15 protein-coding genes and 3 pseudogenes are annotated in these 20,712 nt (G+C 59.6%); 12 read left to right on the top strand and 6 right to left on the bottom strand.

What is annotated here, in order from left to right; all coding sequences use genetic code 11:
- Positions 1-825: 825 nt before the first annotated feature.
- From EI171_RS39375 to istB (EI171_RS39350), 7 genes and pseudogenes are all read left to right on the top strand, one after another.
- Positions 826-1,914, top strand: a complete 1,089-nt coding sequence (locus EI171_RS39375; RefSeq protein ID WP_246740385.1) for a GFA family protein — start codon at positions 826-828, stop codon at positions 1,912-1,914.
- A gap of 6 nt (positions 1,915-1,920) precedes the next feature.
- Complete coding sequence (locus tag EI171_RS39370; protein ID WP_097668527.1) at positions 1,921-2,598, top strand: 2OG-Fe(II) oxygenase; 678 nt, start codon at positions 1,921-1,923, stop codon at positions 2,596-2,598.
- 412 nt (positions 2,599-3,010) lie between these two features.
- A complete protein-coding gene (locus EI171_RS46190) occupies positions 3,011-3,472 on the top strand; it encodes a transposase (RefSeq protein ID WP_246740384.1) in 462 nt (153 codons plus the stop codon).
- Positions 3,397-3,633: pseudogene (locus EI171_RS39360) on the top strand (transposase); the annotation flags it as partial. The gene EI171_RS46190 and the pseudogene EI171_RS39360, both read left to right, overlap by 76 nt.
- A 247-nt stretch (positions 3,634-3,880) precedes the next feature.
- Positions 3,881-4,093 (top strand): hypothetical protein, encoded by a 213-nt coding sequence (locus EI171_RS46185; RefSeq protein WP_246740383.1) that lies wholly within the window; start codon positions 3,881-3,883, stop codon positions 4,091-4,093.
- Between the two features lie 39 nt (positions 4,094-4,132).
- Positions 4,133-5,635 carry an IS21 family transposase gene (gene istA / locus EI171_RS39355; protein WP_246740382.1) on the top strand — a complete coding sequence of 501 codons (1,503 nt, stop codon included), beginning with the start codon at positions 4,133-4,135 and terminating at the stop codon, positions 5,633-5,635.
- Between the two features lie 4 nt (positions 5,636-5,639).
- Positions 5,640-6,407 carry an IS21-like element IS1631 family helper ATPase IstB gene (istB, locus tag EI171_RS39350; RefSeq protein WP_038952109.1) on the top strand — a complete coding sequence of 256 codons (768 nt, stop codon included), beginning with the start codon at positions 5,640-5,642 and terminating at the stop codon, positions 6,405-6,407.
- A 114-nt stretch (positions 6,408-6,521) separates the two neighbouring features.
- Here the strand turns inward: istB (EI171_RS39350) and EI171_RS46180 are convergent.
- Positions 6,522-7,213: pseudogene (locus EI171_RS46180) on the bottom strand (IS630 family transposase); the annotation flags it as partial.
- Between the two features lie 177 nt (positions 7,214-7,390).
- On the opposite strand from EI171_RS46180, the pseudogene EI171_RS39335 reads away from it, so the two are divergent.
- From EI171_RS39335 to istB (EI171_RS39325), 3 genes and pseudogenes are all read left to right on the top strand, one after another.
- Positions 7,391-7,616: pseudogene (locus EI171_RS39335) on the top strand (AMP-binding protein); the annotation flags it as partial.
- Positions 7,617-7,806: 190 nt separating this feature from the next.
- Positions 7,807-9,357 (top strand): IS21-like element ISBj11 family transposase, encoded by a 1,551-nt coding sequence (gene istA / locus EI171_RS39330; protein WP_161536455.1) that lies wholly within the window; start codon positions 7,807-7,809, stop codon positions 9,355-9,357.
- Positions 9,354-10,163 (top strand): IS21-like element ISBj11 family helper ATPase IstB, encoded by an 810-nt coding sequence (gene istB / locus EI171_RS39325; protein WP_018270204.1) that lies wholly within the window; start codon positions 9,354-9,356, stop codon positions 10,161-10,163. Before istA (EI171_RS39330) ends, istB (EI171_RS39325) begins: the two co-directional genes overlap by 4 nt.
- 437 nt (positions 10,164-10,600) lie before the next feature.
- On the opposite strand, the gene EI171_RS39320 is transcribed toward istB (EI171_RS39325), so the two are convergent.
- From EI171_RS39320 to EI171_RS46165, 5 genes are all read right to left on the bottom strand, one after another.
- Positions 10,601-10,864 carry a hypothetical protein gene (locus EI171_RS39320; RefSeq protein WP_161536454.1) on the bottom strand — a complete coding sequence of 88 codons (264 nt, stop codon included), beginning with the start codon at positions 10,862-10,864 and terminating at the stop codon, positions 10,601-10,603.
- Between the two features lie 804 nt (positions 10,865-11,668).
- Positions 11,669-11,854: a hypothetical protein gene (locus tag EI171_RS39315; protein ID WP_097668530.1), complete on the bottom strand. Its 186-nt coding sequence runs from the start codon at positions 11,852-11,854 to the stop codon at positions 11,669-11,671.
- Positions 11,855-12,109: 255 nt separating this feature from the next.
- Positions 12,110-13,123, bottom strand: a complete 1,014-nt coding sequence (gene trpD / locus EI171_RS39310; RefSeq protein WP_161536453.1) for an anthranilate phosphoribosyltransferase — start codon at positions 13,121-13,123, stop codon at positions 12,110-12,112.
- A gap of 748 nt (positions 13,124-13,871) precedes the next feature.
- Positions 13,872-14,180, bottom strand: a complete 309-nt coding sequence (locus EI171_RS46170; RefSeq protein ID WP_245448758.1) for a hypothetical protein — start codon at positions 14,178-14,180, stop codon at positions 13,872-13,874.
- A gap of 10 nt (positions 14,181-14,190) precedes the next feature.
- Positions 14,191-14,742 carry a biotin carboxylase N-terminal domain-containing protein gene (locus tag EI171_RS46165; RefSeq protein WP_246740381.1) on the bottom strand — a complete coding sequence of 184 codons (552 nt, stop codon included), beginning with the start codon at positions 14,740-14,742 and terminating at the stop codon, positions 14,191-14,193.
- Between the two features lie 1,414 nt (positions 14,743-16,156).
- Here EI171_RS46165 and EI171_RS39300 point away from each other — a divergent pair.
- The gene (locus tag EI171_RS39300) at positions 16,157-16,375 is read left to right on the top strand and encodes a hypothetical protein (RefSeq protein WP_245448762.1); all 219 of its coding nucleotides are present in this window, start codon (positions 16,157-16,159) and stop codon (positions 16,373-16,375) included.
- A gap of 339 nt (positions 16,376-16,714) precedes the next feature.
- Positions 16,715-18,061 (top strand): IS5 family transposase, encoded by a 1,347-nt coding sequence (locus EI171_RS39295; RefSeq protein ID WP_161536452.1) that lies wholly within the window; start codon positions 16,715-16,717, stop codon positions 18,059-18,061.
- Positions 18,062-20,712: the final 2,651 nt, after the last annotated feature.

Genomic DNA, 20,712 nt, shown 5'->3' with positions numbered 1-20,712 from the left:
GTTTCCGAGGGCCGTGCAAGTCCTGTCAGGTTCAATACACTTGCAATGAGGAGTCGGTCGCCAGCGTTTCGTCAACGCACTCATAACCTTATGGGGCGAGTGCACGGTTTTGGCACGGTGATTGCTGTAAACGTGCAAGAACACAATATGGCGGCGCTCGCAACGCGAAAACTAGCGGCGGTCTCTTTGAGACGCTCGTGCCGCCCAGCAGCCGGCATTTCGCGCAGCTTGCGGCCAAAGGCGTCAAGCGCCAGGTAGATGCGGATTGATCCTTGCAATGTTGTACGTAGGTCATAGCCGTTCGATGAACTGGCAGGAGCAGCAACCGCGAGGGCTTGATTCATCCACGACAGATCGCGAAAGCTGGAAGCGCCCGGGCGACTCGCGCAGTGACGTTAGCTTCCCGATGGCGTGCGCCGGCAAGATCTCACCATGACTCTACAAGCGATTGCTAGCCGTGCCGGGCATTCACGGCATCGGACTGCTCATGGTCCGGAATCCGACTGGATCGCCGCCGCTCAATTTGGTGGACATCGCGTGAGCAGGATTGAGCATGCCGCTGTCTGGTACGTGAACGTCGGCACGAGGAAGTTCGCCTCGATGGTGAACGCGATCATACGACCATCGAACCAACGAAGTTGCAGATCTCCGCGGCGGCCAATAGCCGGTCCGGACACGAAGTGGCTTCGTTCTCTCCTCATCGCCATAGGTCAAATGACATCTCAAGCGTCTCGATTTCCACCGGATCAGCCTCCGCAGATATGCTGCGAGTATTTGACTGAGCAAGCGCGAGCCCTGTTCGGCCCGCACCCGTTCGATGTGGAGATGTCCGAAGACCAGGTCGCTATCCTGATGCCTGAATACCTGGCGATGTCACAGGCGTTCTCGTACCTGCAGGCAGAGTCGCAAAGGGATCTCATATTCGATGCAATGCATCACAATCGAGATCGTGCGAGGGACATTGAACTGACCAGCATGGTCGCAAATTTTAACTGTTGGGATGAGAGGGGTGGTTATCGCCGAGTTCCCCAGGGCGGCAAGGCAGCGCTACCCGATATTCCGGTCATTGAAAACCTCCACTCAAACCTCTTTAGAAAGAATGCTTCGCGACTACTCGGCAGAGCAGTGCGGACCAACTACAGTGCCACGACGAAGCGGTACCTGTATTCTCTCTATGCCGGATTGTCATCGAAAGACCCCCTAGTGGGTTGCGCCTACATGGTCGGTTTTGAGCTACACGCTGCGGACATGATCCAGTCGCGGCGGACCACTTTGGTAAAAACCTTTGAGGCGCGGTCTGACGATCTTGAGAATTTCCGCAGCCATGTCCGCGGAGAAGATCCCGCGGAGAAGTATCACAGAGAAATGACAAGCCGGCTGCTTGGCGAACTTGTCCCGGCAGACCTTAATGGTCGCTTTTTGAATGAATTCGATCGAGCCTATCGGCTCAGCTTACTGTGGTGCCGCGATCTGCTCCGAATCGTCTCACGTGAGGGAGATGGTCACTCGGAGATCGAACACCATGGCCGTTGCCATTGTGGTTCTGTCAAGTTCTGCGTCCGAGCGCCACGAGAGCTTCTGCAGTTCGATGCAATTGCTCAATCTGCCAAATGTCTGGATTTCTGCACTTGCTCGTACCTGGCGATAGGCTCGGCATTAAGTGCGGCGAAGAATTCCTCACTGCGTACCAGTTCAACAAGAACATCGCTCGGCACACGTTTTGCCGGCTTTGTGGCCCAAAGCCATTCTATAGGCCGCAGTCGAACCCTTCCGGATTCAGCCGTAAATATTCGATGCCTGGATAATCGAATGCATAAGAATAAACGAGTTCGATGGCGAGCATTGGGAGCAAGCATTCCGCTATATGCGCCAGGACCCGGTAGCCCTGCCTCGAAGATTGAAGCCCTGGAGTGAACTAGAATGGCGCGCGCAATGAATGATAAATCCCGTCTGCTTTCAGAAGAAGCTCTGACAAAATACCGCATAGAGCTGTTGGTGAAGGGGACGGTCGTGATCGGCCCCCAGATATTGTTCACCCAAGATGACTTGGCCAGGATCGATCAGCTGCAGGCTGAGATTCCCGAAGAAGAAGTGCGGGAAGGAGATGCCGGCGACTCGCACCATGTCTTTGTCAAACGCGTGAGGGTAGACCCGCCCGGCCGCGCTCCTAGCAACGCGAGTGGTGCAGCTCCAGGGCAGATCATGGAACTACTTGAAAGGAAAGACCGCAGAGTCGCGGTAAGAAAGATCTTGGGGGCATCGTCAGATTACGTGATTCGCCGATGCCAAATGCATCGTATGCCACCTGGTTCCTTTGTTGGCATGCATCGGGATGCGGCGAGCGACCCGGATTTCGAGTACTCGGTGATTGTGCAGCTCGCGAGAGACTTCGATGGGGGGGAGTTCGTGGTATATCCAAGCGGATACGAACAGCAGGTATTCCGACCGCCCTTTGGCGCCGTGCTTGTCACCACATGTAGGCTCCGACATGAGGTGAAGCCTGTGCTGACCGGGGAGCGCCGATCGTTGGTCTACTTCTGTTCAAAACGCACCGGCGCGAACCGCCGGGTCGTCGGAAGCCCTACCGGTGGCCTGTGATTGAGGTGGTTGAAATGGCCTTTGAATGAGTTGGGTATCGGGTGAGCTCATCAGAAGATGAGGTTGGTAGCTCGGCCATCTTGTGAAAGAACCAGGTTGGGACATAGACGTTTCTTTTAAAGCCCAACGAAAGGTCGCCGGCTAAAGCCGCTCGGAAGAGTAACTCCGCTGGGTCTCGCAACAGCGCCGTCCAGTTCGCCGCCCGTCTCGGCTCCCGCGTGCAACCGCCCCGCATAGCCCGGCAGCAGAACGGCCATGATTGCGGAGTTTTTTGGTAGACTTGACACGAGCGCTGATTAGAGGCCGGGGAGGCCGTCTTGCGCGTTGCGCTGCCTTACGCCGTTGGCGCAGGGTAAGCCTCCGAGGAAAGACGCCTTGCGACGGGCTGGCTTGATGGTTGAGAACTGTACGTATGGACAGCCATACGATCAGTGCGCTGAATCGACTGGAAGTGGTGGAGACGGGCCGGCGGCGGTGTTGGTCTGAGGAGGAGAAGGCGCGGATTGTTTTGGAGAGCCTGTCCGAGCCGCGGCTGGTTGCGGCGACAGCGCGGCGATACGGCTTGTCGCGTTCTCTGCTGGTGACTTGGCGAAGAGCCTTCGCGGCGGAGCGGACCAAATCCGAGGCTGGCTTTGTCAGGGCAGTTGTGGCCGAGGATGGGCCTGTGGCGTCGGTGGCGGCTTCATCGGAGAGCGCGACAGCACACTCGACGGAGCGTCGGATTGAGATCGAGCTGGCTGGCGGGCGGCGCGTCATTGTCGATGCGGGCGTCGACGTTGAGGCGCTTCGGCGGCGGCGATCTCGCCCATTGCGCTGGAAGCGGTGCCTCGAATTGACCAGCTGTTCGAGATCGAGCGCGAGATCCATGGGTTGAATGCCGAGGAGCGGCTGCGGGTCCGCCAAGACAGAAGCGCGCCGCTGCTGAGCGATTTTGAGGCTTGGCTACGGGCGGAATCCGCCCGGCTCTCGCGTTCGTCAAACGTGATCAAGCCGATCAATTATCTGCTCAACCGATGGGATGGCTTTGCTCGTTTTAATCATGGATACGCGCCTCGAGCACGCGAAGTTGAATTGGACCCGTTCCGCGAACTCCCATACGGGCCAGCGGCATGTGACATGCCGCAACAAAAGGCCGGACACATGTCAGCACCCGACCACGCTCCGCACTCTTCGAACCCCGTGGGTCGGTCAAAATCCCCCGGGTATGGTCACTTGAAACTCCCCCACCTGATGATCGCCGTCAGCGCCGCTGAACAGCAGTAGCCGGTCAGGCAGGACGTTTATGTTCGACCCCTTTAGCCAGCAAGGGGCCGGGGAGTTGAACGTCTTGAAGCGACATCTGCAAAGCACCGTACTTACATTACTTGATCGCAACACCAGCCAGCGCGAGATTCACCGGCTGACGGGTGTCGATCGCAAGACGATCCGGCGTTATCAGGCGCTGCGGGCTGGTGCGGAGGCAAATTCCCCCGGGGAAGTGACCACCGGCCGGTGAGCGCGGACGGCCAAATTCCTCCACCCCGACCACCGGCTTTTGGGACATCGGAAGCGACGGTCACCAGCAGCCTGGCCCGTTCGGCTTGCGAAGCGCATCGGACGTGGATCGAAGAACAGGTCCGCTGAAGCGGAAGCGCAGGCGATTTACCAGGACCTGGTTGATCAATTTGGCTTTCCGTCCAGCTACCAGAGTGTCAAGCGGTTTGTGCGCCGGTTGCGGCACGCTGATCCTGAGCAGTTTGATCGTCTTGAGTTCCTCCCCAGCGAGGAAGCTCAGGTCGACTATGGCGAGGGCGCGCCGACGGTTGATCCGAAGAGCGGGCGGTACCGTCGTCCCCGCCTGTTCGTGATGACGCTACGCTACTCGCGGCGCAGCTTCCGGCGGGTAGTCTGGAAGTCCAGCCAACAAGTCTGGGCGCAGCTCCACGAAGAGGCGTTCCGGTATTTTGGCGGGGTCCCCAGCTATGTCGTGCTCGACAACCTGAAGGAAGGCGTCCTCAAGCCGGATTTGTACGAGCCCCAGCTCAACCCGATTTACAGCGCGATGCTGGCTCATTACGCCGTGGTCGCCGATCCCGCGCGCGTGGCCGATCCAAATCGGAAAGGCTGCGTCGAGAATGCGATTCAACATACCCAGGGCACTGCGCTGGCCGGACGGCGCTTCGAGACGCTGGAGGCGCAAAACGAGTTCTTGAGGCACTGGGAGGAGAACTGGGCTTCCAAACGCATCCACGGCAGCACGCGCCGTCAGGTCGAGGCGATGTTCCAGGAAGAGAAGCCGCACCTGCGGCCGCTGCCTGTGGCTGCCTTCCGCATCTTCACCGAGGTCGTTCGGACTGTCTGCGACGACACCACCGTGCGCGTCGACAACAGCTATTACGCCGCGCGGCCCGCGCCGATCGGCAGCCAGGTCGTCGTGCGCATCTACACCACCACGATCGAGATCCGTGATCGCCACACCCGTGCGCTGCTGCGTGTTCATTCCCGGATGGCGCACCCCGGTTCTGTCGTCCTGCCGACCAGCGAACGGCCGTTCAACCCGTCGCGGCAAACCGCCGTGCTGCTGGCGAGCGCCGAGCGCATCGGACCGCAGACCAGGGCCTTGTGCCAGCAGGTGTTCGACACCGAAGGGCGCCCCGGACAGCGCGCGATGTGGGGCATTGTCGGGCTGGGCCGGAAGTATCCGGCGCGGCTGGTCGAGCAGGCCTGCGCGCACGCCATCGACAACCGCATCTACCGCTACAAGCACGTGCGTGCGACCGTCGAGCGGTTGTTCGAACAGGCGATCGAGCAGGTTGGAGTGACGCCACAGCCGGCATCGCCGCTCACCCAGGATCATCCGCTGATCCGTACCCCCGCGGAATACGGCGACCTCTTCAGCCGCGCTGTGCGGCGCGACGCCGACGATAATGGTCGGCAGGCCGAGGCTCACGACGATCACGCCACGGCAATCCGCGCTAGTGTCGCCTGCGCAACCCCGGCCAGCTCCGGCGCCACGAGCGCTCCCGCTGCACCTTCTCACCTTAAACTGGAGACCTAGCCACATGATGACCATGCCGGAAATTGAGCGTTGCCTGCGACAGCTGCGCCTGTCGGGTGTCCGCGACACGCTGCAGACGCGCGTGCTCCAGGCGCAGGGCGCCAACCAGCCCTTCCTCGAGACCTTCTCCCTTATCCTGCAGGATGAACTGGATCGTCGTCAGTCCCGTCTTATCGAGCGGCGATACCAGCAATCCGGGCTCGACGAAAAGCTGACGCTCGCCGAGTTCGACTGGTCCTTCAATCCCAAACTGCCACGTCAGACCTGCTTCCAGCTCCACACCCTGGCGTTCATTGCCGCTGGCGAGAACGCTCTGCTTGTCGGCAAACCTGGCACCGGGAAGTCGCACATCGCCAAGGCGATTGCCTATCAGGCGATCCTGCAAAGCCACAAGGTCCAGTATCTTGAGACCGACGACTTCTTCCACCGCTACGCCCTGAACTCTCCGGCACAACGCGAGGTCCGGCTGCGAACCATCATCGACTGCGATCTCCTCGTGCTGGACGATCTATTCCTCGCACGCGCCATCCCCGACGACGCCGGCACTTTGCTGCAGACCCTGATCCATCAGCGCTACAAACTGCGCCGCAGCGTCATCGTCACCTCCAATCGCGTCGTGCAGGATTGGGGGGCATACCTTGGGGACAACACTATGAGCACGACGATCCTCGATCGCCTTATGCATCATTGCCATCTGCTTGAGTTCGACGGACGCAGCTATCGGCTCAAAGAAGCCGCTGAAGCTCTTGCCCGGGAAACAAACTCAAACTAACAGTCCCTTGTCCTGCCTCGCGGGTGGAGGAATTTGACTGACCACACCCGGCGGAATTTGAAGTGACCCGCGGGGCGAAAGATTCTTCTTGCACCAACGGGGGCGTCCACACATGTCCATGATAACGGTATCGCCCGGCCGCAGCGATGGGGTGAGCAATTGCTCGACGTAGGCCAGGAAAGCGTCGCCATCCATTGGGCCGTCCAGAACAAGCGGCGCGATCAGACCGTCGGAGCGCAATCCAACGGTGAATGTCGTCGTCTTCCAATGTCCGTGTGGGATAGCTGCACGACATCGCTCGCCGCGTGGCGAGCGCCCGTGAAGCCGCGCCATTTTGGTGTTGGCGCTGGTTTCGTCGATGAAAACGAGACGCTCAGGGTCAAGATCGATTTGCCCTTCGAACCACTCCTCGCGCGCGGCATTTATATCGCCGCGCCGTTGCTCGGCGGCGTGCGCTGTCTTTTTTTAAGTGTGATCTTTCTGCGCTGGAAAAAACGCCAGAGCGACGCGATGCCAGTCGATATTCCACGACGTTTCAACAGTTCTCGCAACTCGGCGAGCGTGATATCCGGCTTCGCGTTCACCGCCTCCAGAATCAATTGCGAATGCGCTTCGATGCGCTGCGATTTGCGGTCACCGCCCTGGCGTTTAGGAACGATGTCGCCAACTTCCTTGAGGCGACCGCGCCAGCGGATCGCGCTGGCCGCGCTGACACCAAAGCGCTCGGCAGCCTGTCGACAGGACATGCCACCGTCAATCGCTGCTACCACCCTTTGGCGAAGATCAACCGAAAGCGCCCTGGCCATACATGCTGGCCTCCCTCGCCAGCATGCAGCTTGAATCTGACTCGCGCCGCTTTGGGAATCCCCACCCGATTCATTCCGGTCGGAAAATGCTCTAACGAGACGAAGCAGACATTCACCTCACGTCCTCAGGGTACCGCTTTCCAGCGCGCGATCGAAAGCTTGGGCAAGTTCGGATGAATTGAGCGATTTAAATATAGTCAGGGGCAGACTCTCAGCTACGCCGGCCTCAATCGACAGATCGAGCGGATCGCCCGCGCCTTCAAGAGCCAGCTCGGCGTCCAGAGGGGAGACCGGATCGCGATCGTCAGCCTCAATAGACCTGATTATCTGGCGTTGCTCTATGCCTGCTGCGAGGCTCGGCGCAATCCTCGTATCATTGAATTGGCGCCGTGCGGCCGCCGAGCACTTTTCATTTTGTCAAAGCGCTCGACAATGCCGCGCGGCGAACAGGATGGAAGTGGAGCGTCGACCATGATGAGAGGGCTACGCCGGGCTCATGACGCAGGGAGGGCGTAGCCCGACCGGAGTTACGAGCCCGGCGTCGGCGCGATCCACAGCGGACCGCGCCGACTGGTGATCGCGGCCGGCTGGTTATGCAAGTGGTTCTTCCGCCAAGAGGAATCACTCGCGTGCCAGGCCGACACATTACCGATCACCAAATGAGGCTCTACATGAAGTACCGTCAGACCGATAGCCCACCCGTGGCCGCCGCCAAGGCGTCGTTCAGCACCTCGACCGCTTACCGGATCGAGAAGGATCGACGCCTTCCGTCGCAGAAGAAGGCTCCCCGCGGCCGTCGCCGGCCAGATCCCTTGGCCCGCGTATTTGAGACAGATATCGTGCCGATGCTGAAGGCCGCCCCCGGTGTGCGGCCGGTCACGATCTTCGAGGAGTTGCTCCGACGCCATCCCGAGCTCGGCGCCGGCATCCGTCGCACGCTGGAGCGCCGGATCCGGGCCTGGCGGGCGATCCACGGCGAGGAGCAGGAGGTCATCTTCCGCCAGACCCACGAACCCGGTCAGCGCGGCCTGTCCGACTTCACCGACATGGGCGAATTGGGTGTCACGATCGCGGGCGTACCGCTCGACCATCGTCTCTATCACTTCCGGCTGGCCTATTCCGGGTTTGAGCACGCCCATGTCGTGCTCGGCGGTGAGAGCTTCGTCGCTCTGGCCGAAGGCCTGCAGAATGCCTTGTGGTCACTCGGTGGGGCGCCACGGGAGCATCGCACCGACAGCCTGTCGGCCGCCTTTTGCAATCTCGACCGCGACGCCAAAGACGATCTGACGCGGCGATACGAAGACCTCTGTGCCCATTACAGCATGCGGCCTTCCCGCAACAATCGTGGCATCGCCCACGAGAACGGGGCGATCGAGAGTTCGCATGGTCATCTCAAGCGAGCGATTGGCGACGCGCTGTTGCTGCGTGGCACCGCCGACTTCGACGATCTGGCTGCCTATCGTGGCTTCATCCATGAGATCGCCAGCCGCCGCAATGCCCGCAACGCCAAGCGGATCGACAGTGAACGTAGCGCACTTCAGGATCTGCCGGACCGCCGCACGTCGGACTATGAAGAGGTGATCGTCCACGTGACGTCGTCCGGCGGCTTCACCTTGCGCAAGGTGTTCTACACGGTGCCGTCGCGCTTGATCGGCCATCGGCTGCGGGTGCGCCTGTATGACGATCACCTCGACGTGTTTGTCGGCGGCACGCATCTCCTCACCTTGCCGCGCGGGCGGCCGCATCCCAATGGCAAGCACGATCAGGTCGTCGATTATCGGCACGTGATCCATTCCTTGCGGCGCAAGCCGATGGCGCTCCTCAACCTGGTCTACCGCGACCAGCTGTTCCCCCGGGAAGCTTACCGCCGAGCCTTCGACGTCTTGCGCAAACGCTTACCGGACAAGAAGGCCTGCCGGATCATGGTCGATCTCCTCGCACTCGCCCATGAGCGCGGTTGCGAGGCCGAACTCGCCAATCAGCTCACGGCCGACCTGAACGACGGCCGGCTGCCCGACCTCAACCGGCTACGTACTCACTTCGCCCCGGATCCCGCCCAGGTGCCGAACGTCGTGGTACGCCTCGCACCGCTCGCCACCTATGAATGCCTCATCGGTACCGCCGAGATCGGAGGCGCCGCATGAGCACAACCAACGTAGTCGACACCGCGCGCCTCAATCTGTTGCTCAACGAGCTGCGGCTGCCCGCCATCAAGGCGCTGTGGCCGCAATTTGCCGAGCAATCCGATAAAGAAGGCTGGCCGGCGGCGCGCTTCCTCGCCACCATTGCCGAGCACGAGATCGCTGAGCGCGGCCGCCGCCGCATCGAGCGCCATCTCGTCGAGGCGCGGCTGCCTACCGGAAAGACCTTTGACAGCTTCGACTTCGAGGCCGTGCCGATGATCTCCAAGGCGCAAATGACCGCACTCGCCGCCGGCGACGGCTGGCTCGGCAAGGGCGCCAATCTGCTGCTGTTTGGTCCGCCCGGTGGAGGCAAGAGCCACTTGGCGGCAGCAATCGGCTTGGCCCTCATCGAGAACGGATGGCGCGTCCTGTTCACCCGCACCACCGATCTCGTGCAGAAGCTCCAGGTGGCTCGCCGCGAGCTCAACCTCGAGGGCGCCATCAACCGCCTCGATCGCTTCGATCTCGTCATCTTGGACGATCTTGCCTATGTCACCAAGGACCAGGCCGAGACCAGTGTGCTGTTCGAGCTCATCAGCGCACGCTACGAGCGACGCTCTTTGCTGATCACCGCCAATCAGCCCTTTGGAGAATGGAACAAGGTCTTTCCGGACCCAGCTATGACCCTCGCGGCGATCGATCGCCTTGTTCACCACGCCACCATCGTCGAGATGAACGTCGAGAGCTATCGCAGGCGCACTGCCCTCGAGCGAAAGCGTGGTCCAGGGCGGCCACCGGAGCACGCGACACAAAAAACGCTCGCTTGATTGACGCTCCGCGACAACCAGAGCCAACAAAACGCTTGCACGCGACAATCATCGCGGCGATCATCATCGCGCCGCGACACTGACTCGCCATCCTGATCGCCGCGCTCTTCCGACCCAGATCGTCGCGCTATACGACAAGGTGCTCCACACCCGCTTTATGCCGGAGACCACGCTTAATGCATTCGAGCGGGGCCGGTCGACGCTGGCAGCCCTGGTGCCAGCCATGATGCAAGCCCAGGCCAGCAATGACGCGCTCGATCAGTATGCAGCGATCCAACTTGTTATCCATGCGCATCAGGTCCGCACAGCACGATTGTCCCGATGCGCTTCAGTCGCAACCCCGAAATGCTTGTTCGAGCTCCCGCTCGTATGCTTCGGTTGGCCTTCGTACAGGCTATGATCGCACCGCCTTGGCAGGATTTGGTTCTGGATGGTTGTCATTGGCTGCGAACAATGGATATTGCTTGAGGGATCTCGGGCGATTGATCGCTCACTCTGTTCTGCTCGGCGACGGTCGTGTGCATCTGTCGGTAGTGATAGGCACACCACGAAGATAGTTTCTTGCCGCGTCCTTGATATACAGGCTCGCCGCACATATAGGCCGCTCTGGCATCTCCATCTTTGAAGCCGATGATGCAACGGCATTGGCCTTCAATATGGTCGATTAACAGGACCTTCTTGACGCCGTCGGGCTCTTTCAACTTGGATGCTCCATAATGCCAAGCAATATCTTCCGATGCCGCGGGATCACGCGGAGCGGCACTCGCAGCTCAGGATCTTAGGAAACCTGCGGAGGCCCGCCGTCAGCCGCACCTTTGCGCCATGGAAATGCCTAGCCAGCCACGGGAAAGTAGTTTGAACAGAGCGCAAAACCGGTTCGGCGAACTGATTTTGGCGCGGTGTCGCGCGGCTCTCTGGTGGCTCGGCTCAGGTTAGCCCCATAGTTTCGGTTCCTGAATGCCTAAGCATTCAAAGCTACGAGCGAGCCGTAGCGCCATCGGGTCGTGGATCTGACCTGCTGAGACATTCGCAATCCTTCATAATCCCGGCGGCAGACCAAGATAGGTGCCAACCTCAAGACCGTACAATTTAACGTTACGTCAGATTCAAGCTTTTTTTGGCAGCCTGTGAGAACATGGCCAAGCTCTCGGGCTGCCGGATCGGCCGGTCTGGTGTCGCAAGCATTCAGCGCTGCAATTTGCGTCAAGAGAGTTCGTCATCTCGTTGGTGTCCGCTGGATTAGCTACCATCATGACCCGACGGACGTGCAATATTTCGCCGTGTAGGCCGGATCAGCGATCCAGCGGCCAACTGAGAATTGCCGCACAATAGGACCCTTCTCAAGCAGGAAACCACGCTGAGCGGCCGGCGAAGTGCACATGGAGTCGCGATCCGACCGGCTGGGCTGGAGCCTCGCTGGGCCCCCGTGCGGATGGGATGATGCCGATTGCGGTACCGGTGCGCGCCTGCCAGAGTTTCTCCGCACGTAGACGGCAGCGGCGCACCTAAGGCACTTTTAGGAGAACACGCTTTTTTGCCTCGAGAAGATGCTTATCGAGCGTCGCGTGCAGCGCACCCCGCAGCTCCGGCGGGATCGAGCTATCTGTATCGATCAATTCCCGAAACTTCCGAATGATGTGTTCTATCATTGCAATAGATCCGAGTGCTTCAATATTCTGCCGGGACATCATCGATTTTCTCCTTCGGAGCGCAGCGCGCGCTTCGTCGGGGGCTCACCTCGGCAACCCCGGCTGCAACAGGCTCTTCGATAAAAAAAATTGGCTCTCGGGCCGCGTGCTCAGCGCGAATTGCTTTGGTCGGGGCGAGTGCAGGCGGCGCACGCTCCTTGAAATCCCACAGACGTGAGCGCATTCGCGGCTGCAATATCGTCGCGCTCGTGAGCCGCAGTCTTGGTCGGAATACTGGGACATCGGCCAGCCTAGCTGTCACGCGTTCGAAACCGCGATCAGGCGCTTCAGTCGAGCGGCTGCGGCGCCGCGATCAAGTGATTCTTGTCCAAGTGCTACGCCTTCCTGCAGGGTCGAGGCCCGCCCGGCCACGACCAATGCCGCCGCTGCGTTCAAAAGCGCAGCGTCGCGAAATCGACCTGGTACGCCATCAAGCGCATTTTGCAGTGCAACGGCATTAGCCTCGGCATCGCTGCTCTCCAGCGCGTCGTTGCGGCAGCGGGGGAGCCCGGCTTCTTCCGGCGTCACTTCGAAGGTGCGGACTATACCCGCCTCAAGCGCAGCAACAAAGGTTGGACCGGTGAGGGTCATTTCATCGAGCCCGTCCGAGCCATGAACAACCCATACCGACTGGGCCCCAAGGTTCTTCAAAACGTGCGCCAGGGGCTGGACCCATTCGGCAGAGAACACCCCAACGATCTGCCGCTTTACCCTGGCCGGATTGGACAGAGGCTCGATCAGATTAAAGATCGTGTGGGTTCCAAGTGCGTTCCGGATCTGGCCGACGCGCTGCATCGCCGGATAATGGGCTGCCGCAAACATGAAGCCGACGTCGGCTTCCTGCACACAACGTGCAATGGCCTCAGGCTTGAGATCGACCTTCACGCCGAGCCGCACCAACAAGTCTGCGGTGCTTGATCCCGAAGACGCAGCGCGGCTGGCATACTTGGCGACAGGAATGCCGGCCCCGGCGACGATAAAGGAAGCACACGTCGACACGTTGACCGAATACATAAGGGTGTCGCTCGCGCCAGCGATACCGAAGGGGTCGCATGCCGCCTCGACACGCGGCATCCTATTCCGCATCGCGGAGGCGGCGCCGGTGACTTCTTCGACCGTCTCGCCCCGGACCCGCATCCCCATCAACAAGCCACCGATTTGCGAGGGAGTCGCGTACCCCGACATCATGCTTTCGAAGGCTGACGCAGTTTCCTCACGCGTCAGAGTGGCGCCGGTGGCAACTTTGCCGATGATTGATCTAAGCGCTTCCATCGAACTTTACACGTTCCTTGTCCAAGCCTCGCGCTCTTCCGTTCAACGAAGCATCGTTGAAGAGACCTGGCACCGGTTGCCTTGATGCAGCTGCCCGCCCCACGGGGCATGGTCTCATTGACGCTTGAGGCGGCAGTCGGTTGAGTGTGCGCACCTTGGCGAGGCTACAACCTGACGCTACGTGAGGGGCAAGCTTCATTTTATGGTGCCGTCGATAGGAGATCGCCGCCTAGTTGGAACTTGCAGTTTGCTTGACGCCGGGACCAATGGCACTGTCTAGGGACCGCTTGCCGCGTCCGCAGCGCCCTCTTGACCGCGGTGTTCCGGCCGGATCACCGCATCCTTCAAAGCCTTATGGCTTTCCGGCGCCGCCGTCGTGGAGCGTTGAAGCGGCTTCCTCTACCTGCTTCGAGGCTATCGGTGCTGGGTAGATCGAGCCCGCTCTACAAAAGAACCCCAGCCGATTGCAAATGAAGGTGCGCAGGACAGCCTTCGTAGAGCGATGGACGTGTTCCGTTGATCCGCCCACATGAGGCGGTGAGCCGCCGGTCTTCGGTCCCGCCTTACAGTCGGACTACGCCGTACTGCGGCGCGTCGAAAAGCGCATGGATCAAACGCGCGTCCCGACATAGCGTAAGTTCCTGCGCCGTGCGAGCTATTACAAATGATCGCAAACGTCGGCACGGACGCGCCATGATCAGCTTTGCGTCCTTGGTGATCCCACGCCGTTCATATTCGCGGCCAACCATCAAGCCCGTTGCATTCTGCAGGAAGAGCAGGAGCGTTCTCGCAAACCGGGGTCCGCAATTCCGGCGATAGCGCCAGCGTGGGCGTTTCCTCGATGATCTCTTGGAAACGGCGCTGCACCCGAACATTCGCGCTCGAAGAGAGGGATCAGGTTACCGAAGCAGTCACCGAGCACCTGTACTTCAATATGTCGAGGGCTTTCGACATATCGTTCAACATCAAGTCGGACATCTCCAAAGCAGCGACGCGTTTCACTGCTCGATTGCTCAATGGCTGCCTCCAACGTAGCATGGTCGCGTACAATCAGCATTCCTTTGCCGTCACCGTCCCCTGATGGCCTTGACGAGCAAAGGAACTCCAACAGCCCGCGCTCTCGAAACGAATGTTGGCGGATCATCTTCCTCGATGGCGCAGGGTGCGAAGCCGTTGCCCTGAACGAAATTACGGGCGCGGATCTTATCGCCCATTAGTTCGATAGTTTCTGGAACCGGCCCAATGAACGCAATTCCGGCCTTTAACACTGTCCTCGCGAATTCCGCACTCTCAGAAAGCACTCCATAACCCGGATGTATCGCGCCGGCGTTCGCCTTGTGGGCGGCAGCGATAATCTGCGCGATGTTCAGATAGCTTGCGATCGGCGGGCGGCCGCTGATCGGAATGGCCAAGCCGGCCATTGAGACGGCCGGGGTCCCTTCGTCAACCTCATGCTGGGCAATTGCAGAACGACGTCCAAGCTTGTGCAACGTTTTGATGATACGTGCGGCTATCTCCCCGTATTCGCGGTCAGACCGGTATTGAAGGGTAATTTGCGCATTCGCCGATCCAGACAAGCGCGATTGAACCAGAGCGTCGGTCAATTGTAGGCGAGCCATGCTCGTCACCTGACCTTGGGCGACGGTCCTGCTGGTCAGGCTGGGTCCACTTCTGAGGATGAGGCAAACGAACAGGCCGCCATATCTTCAGTTCGAGTCCTTGCTTTTCTTGCCAGTGTCACGCACGGAGATCACGTAGCGACATTGCTGACTGAGGCTCGCTTGTCTGGATCTGAGGCAGGTAGTGATAGCGGTGCGATCTGGTATGTGGCTGCTACAAAGGCGAAACACGTCCTCCATGCAAGCCTCTTTCTCCTCTGCGGTCGGCGCTTGATCGCGCGCGTCGACTGGCCCGGGCATCACAGCTGTCATTGCGACCGCAAGAGCGATGGCGCAGTAGTAAATTGTGAGGCTGGAAGCCAATTGAGCTCGGTGATTTTGAGTCATGATATCCCTTCAAATCGGTGAGGCTGCGGTATTGTTCTTTGCGCAAAGCGCAACATGACCTGTCAACCGGGGGGAAACAGGCCGGAACTGCTTAAGCGCGGTGCCGCAAGCTCGTTCTTCCACTTTTGCGGTCTTGACTGTACGGTGCTGGTCATCGGTCCGGCACGACAGAAACGACACCTGCCGAAGTGGCGGAGCCAGCCGAAGAGGGGAAGTACTGGCGGCTGAACTGGTCCAGCAAGGGATCATTTTGGAGCTTCCGGTCGATTGTGCGGTCGGTGCCTGCCTGGAGTCGCGAGGCATTGCTTGGGCGTGACAGGTGCTTAGGTACTCTGGCTCAGCGTACCCGCCAGCCGACTAATGACCCCGTAGCCGGCGCGAGGGGCCCGGGCCAGTTATCGCGAGGCAGAGAGATCAGGCAAAAGCCAGGTGCGCTCAAGGCATTGTTGATGATGCATTCGATTGTGCAGAGCGAACCATGATGGCGCGCGCCGAGACTATCTTTGGTGTAATCGCGCGCCTGTGTTCCACGTTATGTGAAGACGTGGGTGGGGTATCTGGGATGGAGAATTCGTCTTGCGTCAGTTCCGGTGAGGCTACGGTGGTGGGAGCGCCTGCCGTGCAGATCTCGAAACGCGCGATTCGTCCAGTTGCGACAGGAACACCTCCGATGAAGCGCGGACAAGCGGGCATCTGGAGGATCTTGTGGTCTTATGCGGTCGTGGCAGGTGAGTTTAGATGTTTGAGACATTTGCAATTCTCATGACCTGTCAGGAAGCGTCTGGATTGTCAGAGGTCGTTCCCACGTGTCCAGGATCGTACAATCTAACGCTAAGTGCGATTCAAGCCCCTTCGTGCGTCCGATCGTCTGAAGATGTTGGAGCTGTGCAATCTTCGTACGAGCTTCGGCTGCAATGCGCACTTTGGCGTTTCTGAATAGCGGCTGTGCAGGGCGACTGTCCGCTTCGGCAGCCGGGCAACGAGCGTCGCTGTTACGTTATTATACGGAGGCCCGTGTCGCATTTCTTTGATCTACGAATTGCATGCTCTCGGCATGAATCCGAAAAGTAAACTCTACCAGCCCGACCACTGGCGAGGCCGTGCGGAAGCAACGCGAAAGAAGGCGGAAGCGCTCGCCGACGGCAAACCGAGAGACAGGCTGCTTAAGATTGCCATGGAATATGACAAGCTGGCTCTCCGTGCCCAGGTGTGGCAGACGCGCAGCGGCGAGGATGATGTGGCCTGAGCAAGAGCTGTAAAGCGTCGCTGCGGTTCCATAAAAACGCCCCGGCCTGTTGATCGCTACCCGATCCAATAAAATGTCGCTCAGCAGGCGAGTCAGTGCGCTTGCACGGGACGTTGAGGCGGCACCGTAGGGCGAGGCATCCCGACGGTCCTTTGCCGCAACACGTAAGTGGTTGTCCGTGAACAAGCCTCCAAGCACTTGATTGGGAGTCTGTTTTCCGGTTGCGGCGGCATTTGAGATTGCAGGGGATTGAGGCTTCACAGCCCAAAACCCTGCAATTTCGATTTTGGATTTCCCTGCCGCTGCGAACCGTGATTCTGTGCTGCATCGGAGGCACCGATGCGACCAAAGAAGCACAGGACGACAGGCTCGAACGATCTGTTCCGGTCCCGGCTGGACCAGATCACCAACATGCGACACGAGTTGGTTCTGCTCGCCGGCAGGGTCGATTGGGACTGGATCGACGGCGAGATCGCGCCGCTCTACAGCGACAACGGCAGGCCGGGTATCGCGACCCGATTCATGATCGGATTGCTGCTGCTCAAGCACATCTACGGCCTGTCCGATGAAGGGGTGTGCGAGCGCTGGGTCCACGATCCGTACTTCCAGTTCTTCACAGGCGAAGAGTTTTTCCAGCACGTTTTCCCGCATGAGCGCTCAGACCTGAGCCACTGGCGCAAGCGGCTCGGCGACAAGCTGGAGCGGTTGTTGGCCGAGAGCCTTCGGGTGGCGCACGCGAGCGGTGCGTTGCGCAGCCAGGACCTCAAGCGGGTCACGGTCGACACGACCGTCCAACCGAAGGCCATCAGCTTTCCGACCGACGCCAAGCTGCTGCATGCAGCGATCCGCGGGTTGAACCGCCTGGCGAGGAAGCACGGGGTCAGGCTCCGGCAATCCTATATTCGCGTGGCCAAAAGCGCGGCAATGATGGCGGGCCGCTACGCTCATGCCAAACAATTCAACCGGCATCAGCGACAGCTGCGCCTTCTGCGCAGCCGGCTGGGCCGGATCATCCGCGACATTCGCCGCAAGACCGAGGGCCAGCCCGCACTGGAGGAGGCATTCGCCCTGCCGCTGAGCCGAGCCACCCAGATCCGCTCGCAGCAGCAGCGCCAGCGCGGCTTCAAGCTGTATTCCTTCCATGCTCCGGAGGTCGAGTGCATCGGCAAGGGCAAGGCCGCCGCGCCCTATGAGTTCGGCGTGAAGGCATCCATCGTCACCAACAACCAAAGAGCTCCCGGCGGCTTGTTCGTGCTCCACGCCTGCTCGCTGCCGGACAACCCCTACGACGGTCACACCCTTCGCGACGTCATCGAGCGCACCGAGAGCCTCACCGGCTGCCCGATCGAACGGGCCTATGTCGACAAGGGATATCGCGGCCACGACACACAAAATCCCCGCCGCGTCTTCATCTCGGGCCAGAAGCGCGGCGTCTTCGGCGTCATCAAGCGCGAGCTACGCCGCCGTTCCGCCATCGAGCCCATCATCGGACACATGAAGAACGAAGGTCACCTTGGCCGCTGCTATCTCAAAGGCCGCGCCGGAGATGCCGCTAACGTTCTCCTCTCGGCCGTTGGCCACAACCTCCGCCGTGTCCTGGCTTGGCTCAGAGACCTTTTGTCCCTCTTCCTGCTCTCACTCTGGCCAACGCTCAACTGTCCAGTTCAGCCCAATTCGGCTTATTAACGATCGACTAAGTGAGAAGGCGGAGCAGGCAGCCTGCCTAACGGTCACTTCAGTCTACTCGTTTAGTCAGCTTCTCGAAAGCTAATCCTCTTATCATGAAGATGCCGAACCTAGATTTCCGCCTGCAGTCAATGCGTCGCGCTGAACGTAGAAGGCCGGATGCCATCCTCGCGTGGCCGTGTTGAGCTGTTACAGGTCAGTGTTTGGCACTTCATCGCCGCTGCAATCCACGCGGGCAAGCTGGCCGCATATCAGTTTCGCCAATTCGAGACATCTGCGTCATGCCTCAATATTTCGTTTGCGTTGGTCGGAGGTGCGGATTTTATATCCTGGTAGCCGCGCCAAGTCTGGGCTTGACCAAGTCTGTGAAGAGGTCTCCACGTCCGATTGATGGTGTGCATACGTTGCGGCCGCGGCACGTGAGGGGCGTCGGAAAGCCCCTCGCGCCTTTGCCAGCCGCGAGATTATTTCAGAAGAACGCTGCGATGATCCAGTAGATACCAGCCCAAAGCAGCGCATTTATGAGGAGTGCGGCCAGAGGCCACAGGTTCCACCTCCTTTGCGCCTGCCAGGAGCGACAATCGGCGCCATAATGGTTGATCGTTGAGTGCTTTGGTGCGCGCCAATGTGTCATTTCATCACCTGCCGCGCTGGTCCGCGGAAAAAGTCCAGGCCTTACATGCCTCGTATCACTCATAAGTTCGCAGTCCTCTTTCAAAGCGCGAGTATCAGAATCCCTGTTTGTTGCGCGGCTAGCATCCGGCCGATGACATGCTCGCGCATCGTCGGTACAGGGAGGTCGCGTTCCGTCACCACAGCAACCTACATGCCACGACGGAGGAGTGCCTGCACGGCTTTGATGCAAAAAAACAAGCGCGCTATCAGCGTTGGCGACACGGAGTCGCCGCCCGTTGTCGGATTCGCGACGTCGACCTCTGAAAGACAACGCCCGTATTAGCGGCAAAAAGGTGAGCGCTTCGCGTGCGCGATACCGGAAACAATGCGTTAGGAGTTGCATCGTAGTGACGCGGGAAGATCGGCCGCCGGTCGCATTTGCAGTCAATGAGATCGATTAATCATTGTTCCTGATCGCCGACTTACAAGGAGCACCGAGATGGTAGGCGATCCGCTGGCTGTTATCGGCTCGAAGACAGTTCATGCCAGGCGTCCGCGGCTCTGGTGTGAGCCCGTTCGATTTGACCCCATACAACTCAATCGTGGTCACATAGATGGCTCAATGGCACTGTTTCAGACTCGGCGAGAAAGCAGCGAATGATCAAGTACGACCTCACGAAGCAGCAACATCGCCGCGAAGCGTCACCTGGTGCCGCACTGGTTTGAGAACCATCATGGAATTTAGATGCAAAAGGTTTATTGAGAGCATTGCCATGATGACGAGCGATTCCTTGAGGGCGGGCGATGAGCCAAGAGCCGCCGATTTCATGGACTTAAGCAAGTCGCCATGAGACATGAATTGGCAGGGGCACGAACGCTTGCTGGACGCACGAAAGCTCGATGGCGGATATTACAATTGCTGGTGCGGGCGCTCTGTTCGGCGATGTGCGGCCAGCACCGGCGGGCATGGATGACAAGATGCTTCGCATGAGAGGGCTTGATGACGGAGTTGTCCCGTGAGCGAACCCCGTCGGGCCACCATGAGCGGGAATGTGCGATCTGCGGGCTTATTCGCCATCGCGCAGAAGCTGCGCGGCTCGTAGTCAGGCAATCAACGAGCTTCGAGAGCGTTCGTCAGCCACGATGCCAGCGTTAGAAAACTAATAACAGGAGAAGAGTGACGATGGACATCTGCAGCTTTATCGGCAGATGGTTCGCTGAAGAGCGATGTAGCAACGCCGCGCAGAGGACCCAGCCGGTTAATGAGTTGCGAGACAACGTCATCTACGTCGAGTTCAAGGCCATCCGAGAGGCAAAGGAGGGGGCGTGCGAGCGCAGATCATAGAGAAGTTGGAGGCCGGCCGCGTGCAAAACGGCCAGTTCGCTACCGTTCCGGGATCAGGCCCTTGCGGTCTGTTCTTTGTGCAGGGGCCTTGCGGGTGTGAACTCAAGATAAGTGGATTTGTCCGTCCTGGCTGGGAACATGTCGCTGTCTCGACGCCGCGGCGTTGTCCGAATTGGGAGGAGATGTGCTTTGTCAAAGACCTGTTCTGGGATGAAGAGGAGTGCGTCATGCAGCTGCATCCGCCACATTCGCAGTATGTGAATAACAGCCGATACTGCCTGCACCTGTGGAGACCCACTCATCGGGGCATCCCAATGCCGCCGCCGAGCTTTGTAGGCATCGTTGGGCTAGGGCCATCGGAAGCGGCAATGTTGTTCGCGCGGATGAGCGCGACAGCATGATGAGCTGAGTAAACGATATCGGAGCGAAAGATGAGGCCAGTGGATGCAGAAGAACTGGTTCGGCGCCACCGGAATGAGGCGTCACAAGCGGATATATGTCAAGACCGATCGCCTGAAGGAGCCCGCTGACAGTGCACTAATCCGGTTCAAGAGATGTCTCGTACGCGCTTAGACCAGTTATTGTCGGGAGAACGATAGATTGGAGTTAGGATCTTGGCGGCATTGAAACCAGTGTTTGCGGAATCGTGATGAACGCCGGCTCGGCAGCAACAACAAAGTCTCACCTGGCC

It is taken from the genome of Bradyrhizobium sp. LCT2, assembly GCF_009931255.1.
Lineage (GTDB): Bacteria > Pseudomonadota > Alphaproteobacteria > Rhizobiales > Xanthobacteraceae > Bradyrhizobium > Bradyrhizobium diazoefficiens.
This window is presented reverse-complemented; position numbering and strand designations above follow the sequence as displayed.

Excerpts from the sequence above, each read along its gene's own strand:
- EI171_RS46190 (WP_246740384.1), top strand. The coding sequence starts at position 3,011 with ATGGACAGCCATACGATCAGTGCGCTGAATCGACTGGAAGTGGTGGAG.
- EI171_RS39315 (WP_097668530.1), bottom strand. The coding sequence starts at position 11,854 with ATGATGTCCCGGCAGAATATTGAAGCACTCGGATCTATTGCAATGATA.
- EI171_RS39295 (WP_161536452.1), top strand. The coding sequence starts at position 16,715 with ATGCGACCAAAGAAGCACAGGACGACAGGCTCGAACGATCTGTTCCGG.
- EI171_RS39375 (WP_246740385.1), top strand. The coding sequence starts at position 826 with ATGTCCGAAGACCAGGTCGCTATCCTGATGCCTGAATACCTGGCGATG.
- EI171_RS46165 (WP_246740381.1), bottom strand. The coding sequence starts at position 14,742 with ATGGCTCGCCTACAATTGACCGACGCTCTGGTTCAATCGCGCTTGTCT.
- EI171_RS39370 (WP_097668527.1), top strand. The coding sequence starts at position 1,921 with ATGGCGCGCGCAATGAATGATAAATCCCGTCTGCTTTCAGAAGAAGCT.
- trpD (WP_161536453.1), bottom strand. The coding sequence starts at position 13,123 with ATGGAAGCGCTTAGATCAATCATCGGCAAAGTTGCCACCGGCGCCACT.
- istA (WP_161536455.1), top strand. The coding sequence starts at position 7,807 with ATGCAAGTGGTTCTTCCGCCAAGAGGAATCACTCGCGTGCCAGGCCGA.
- istB (WP_038952109.1), top strand. The coding sequence starts at position 5,640 with ATGATGACCATGCCGGAAATTGAGCGTTGCCTGCGACAGCTGCGCCTG.
- EI171_RS46185 (WP_246740383.1), top strand. The coding sequence starts at position 3,881 with ATGTTCGACCCCTTTAGCCAGCAAGGGGCCGGGGAGTTGAACGTCTTG.
- EI171_RS46170 (WP_245448758.1), bottom strand. The coding sequence starts at position 14,180 with ATGCTGATTGTACGCGACCATGCTACGTTGGAGGCAGCCATTGAGCAA.
- istB (WP_018270204.1), top strand. The coding sequence starts at position 9,354 with ATGAGCACAACCAACGTAGTCGACACCGCGCGCCTCAATCTGTTGCTC.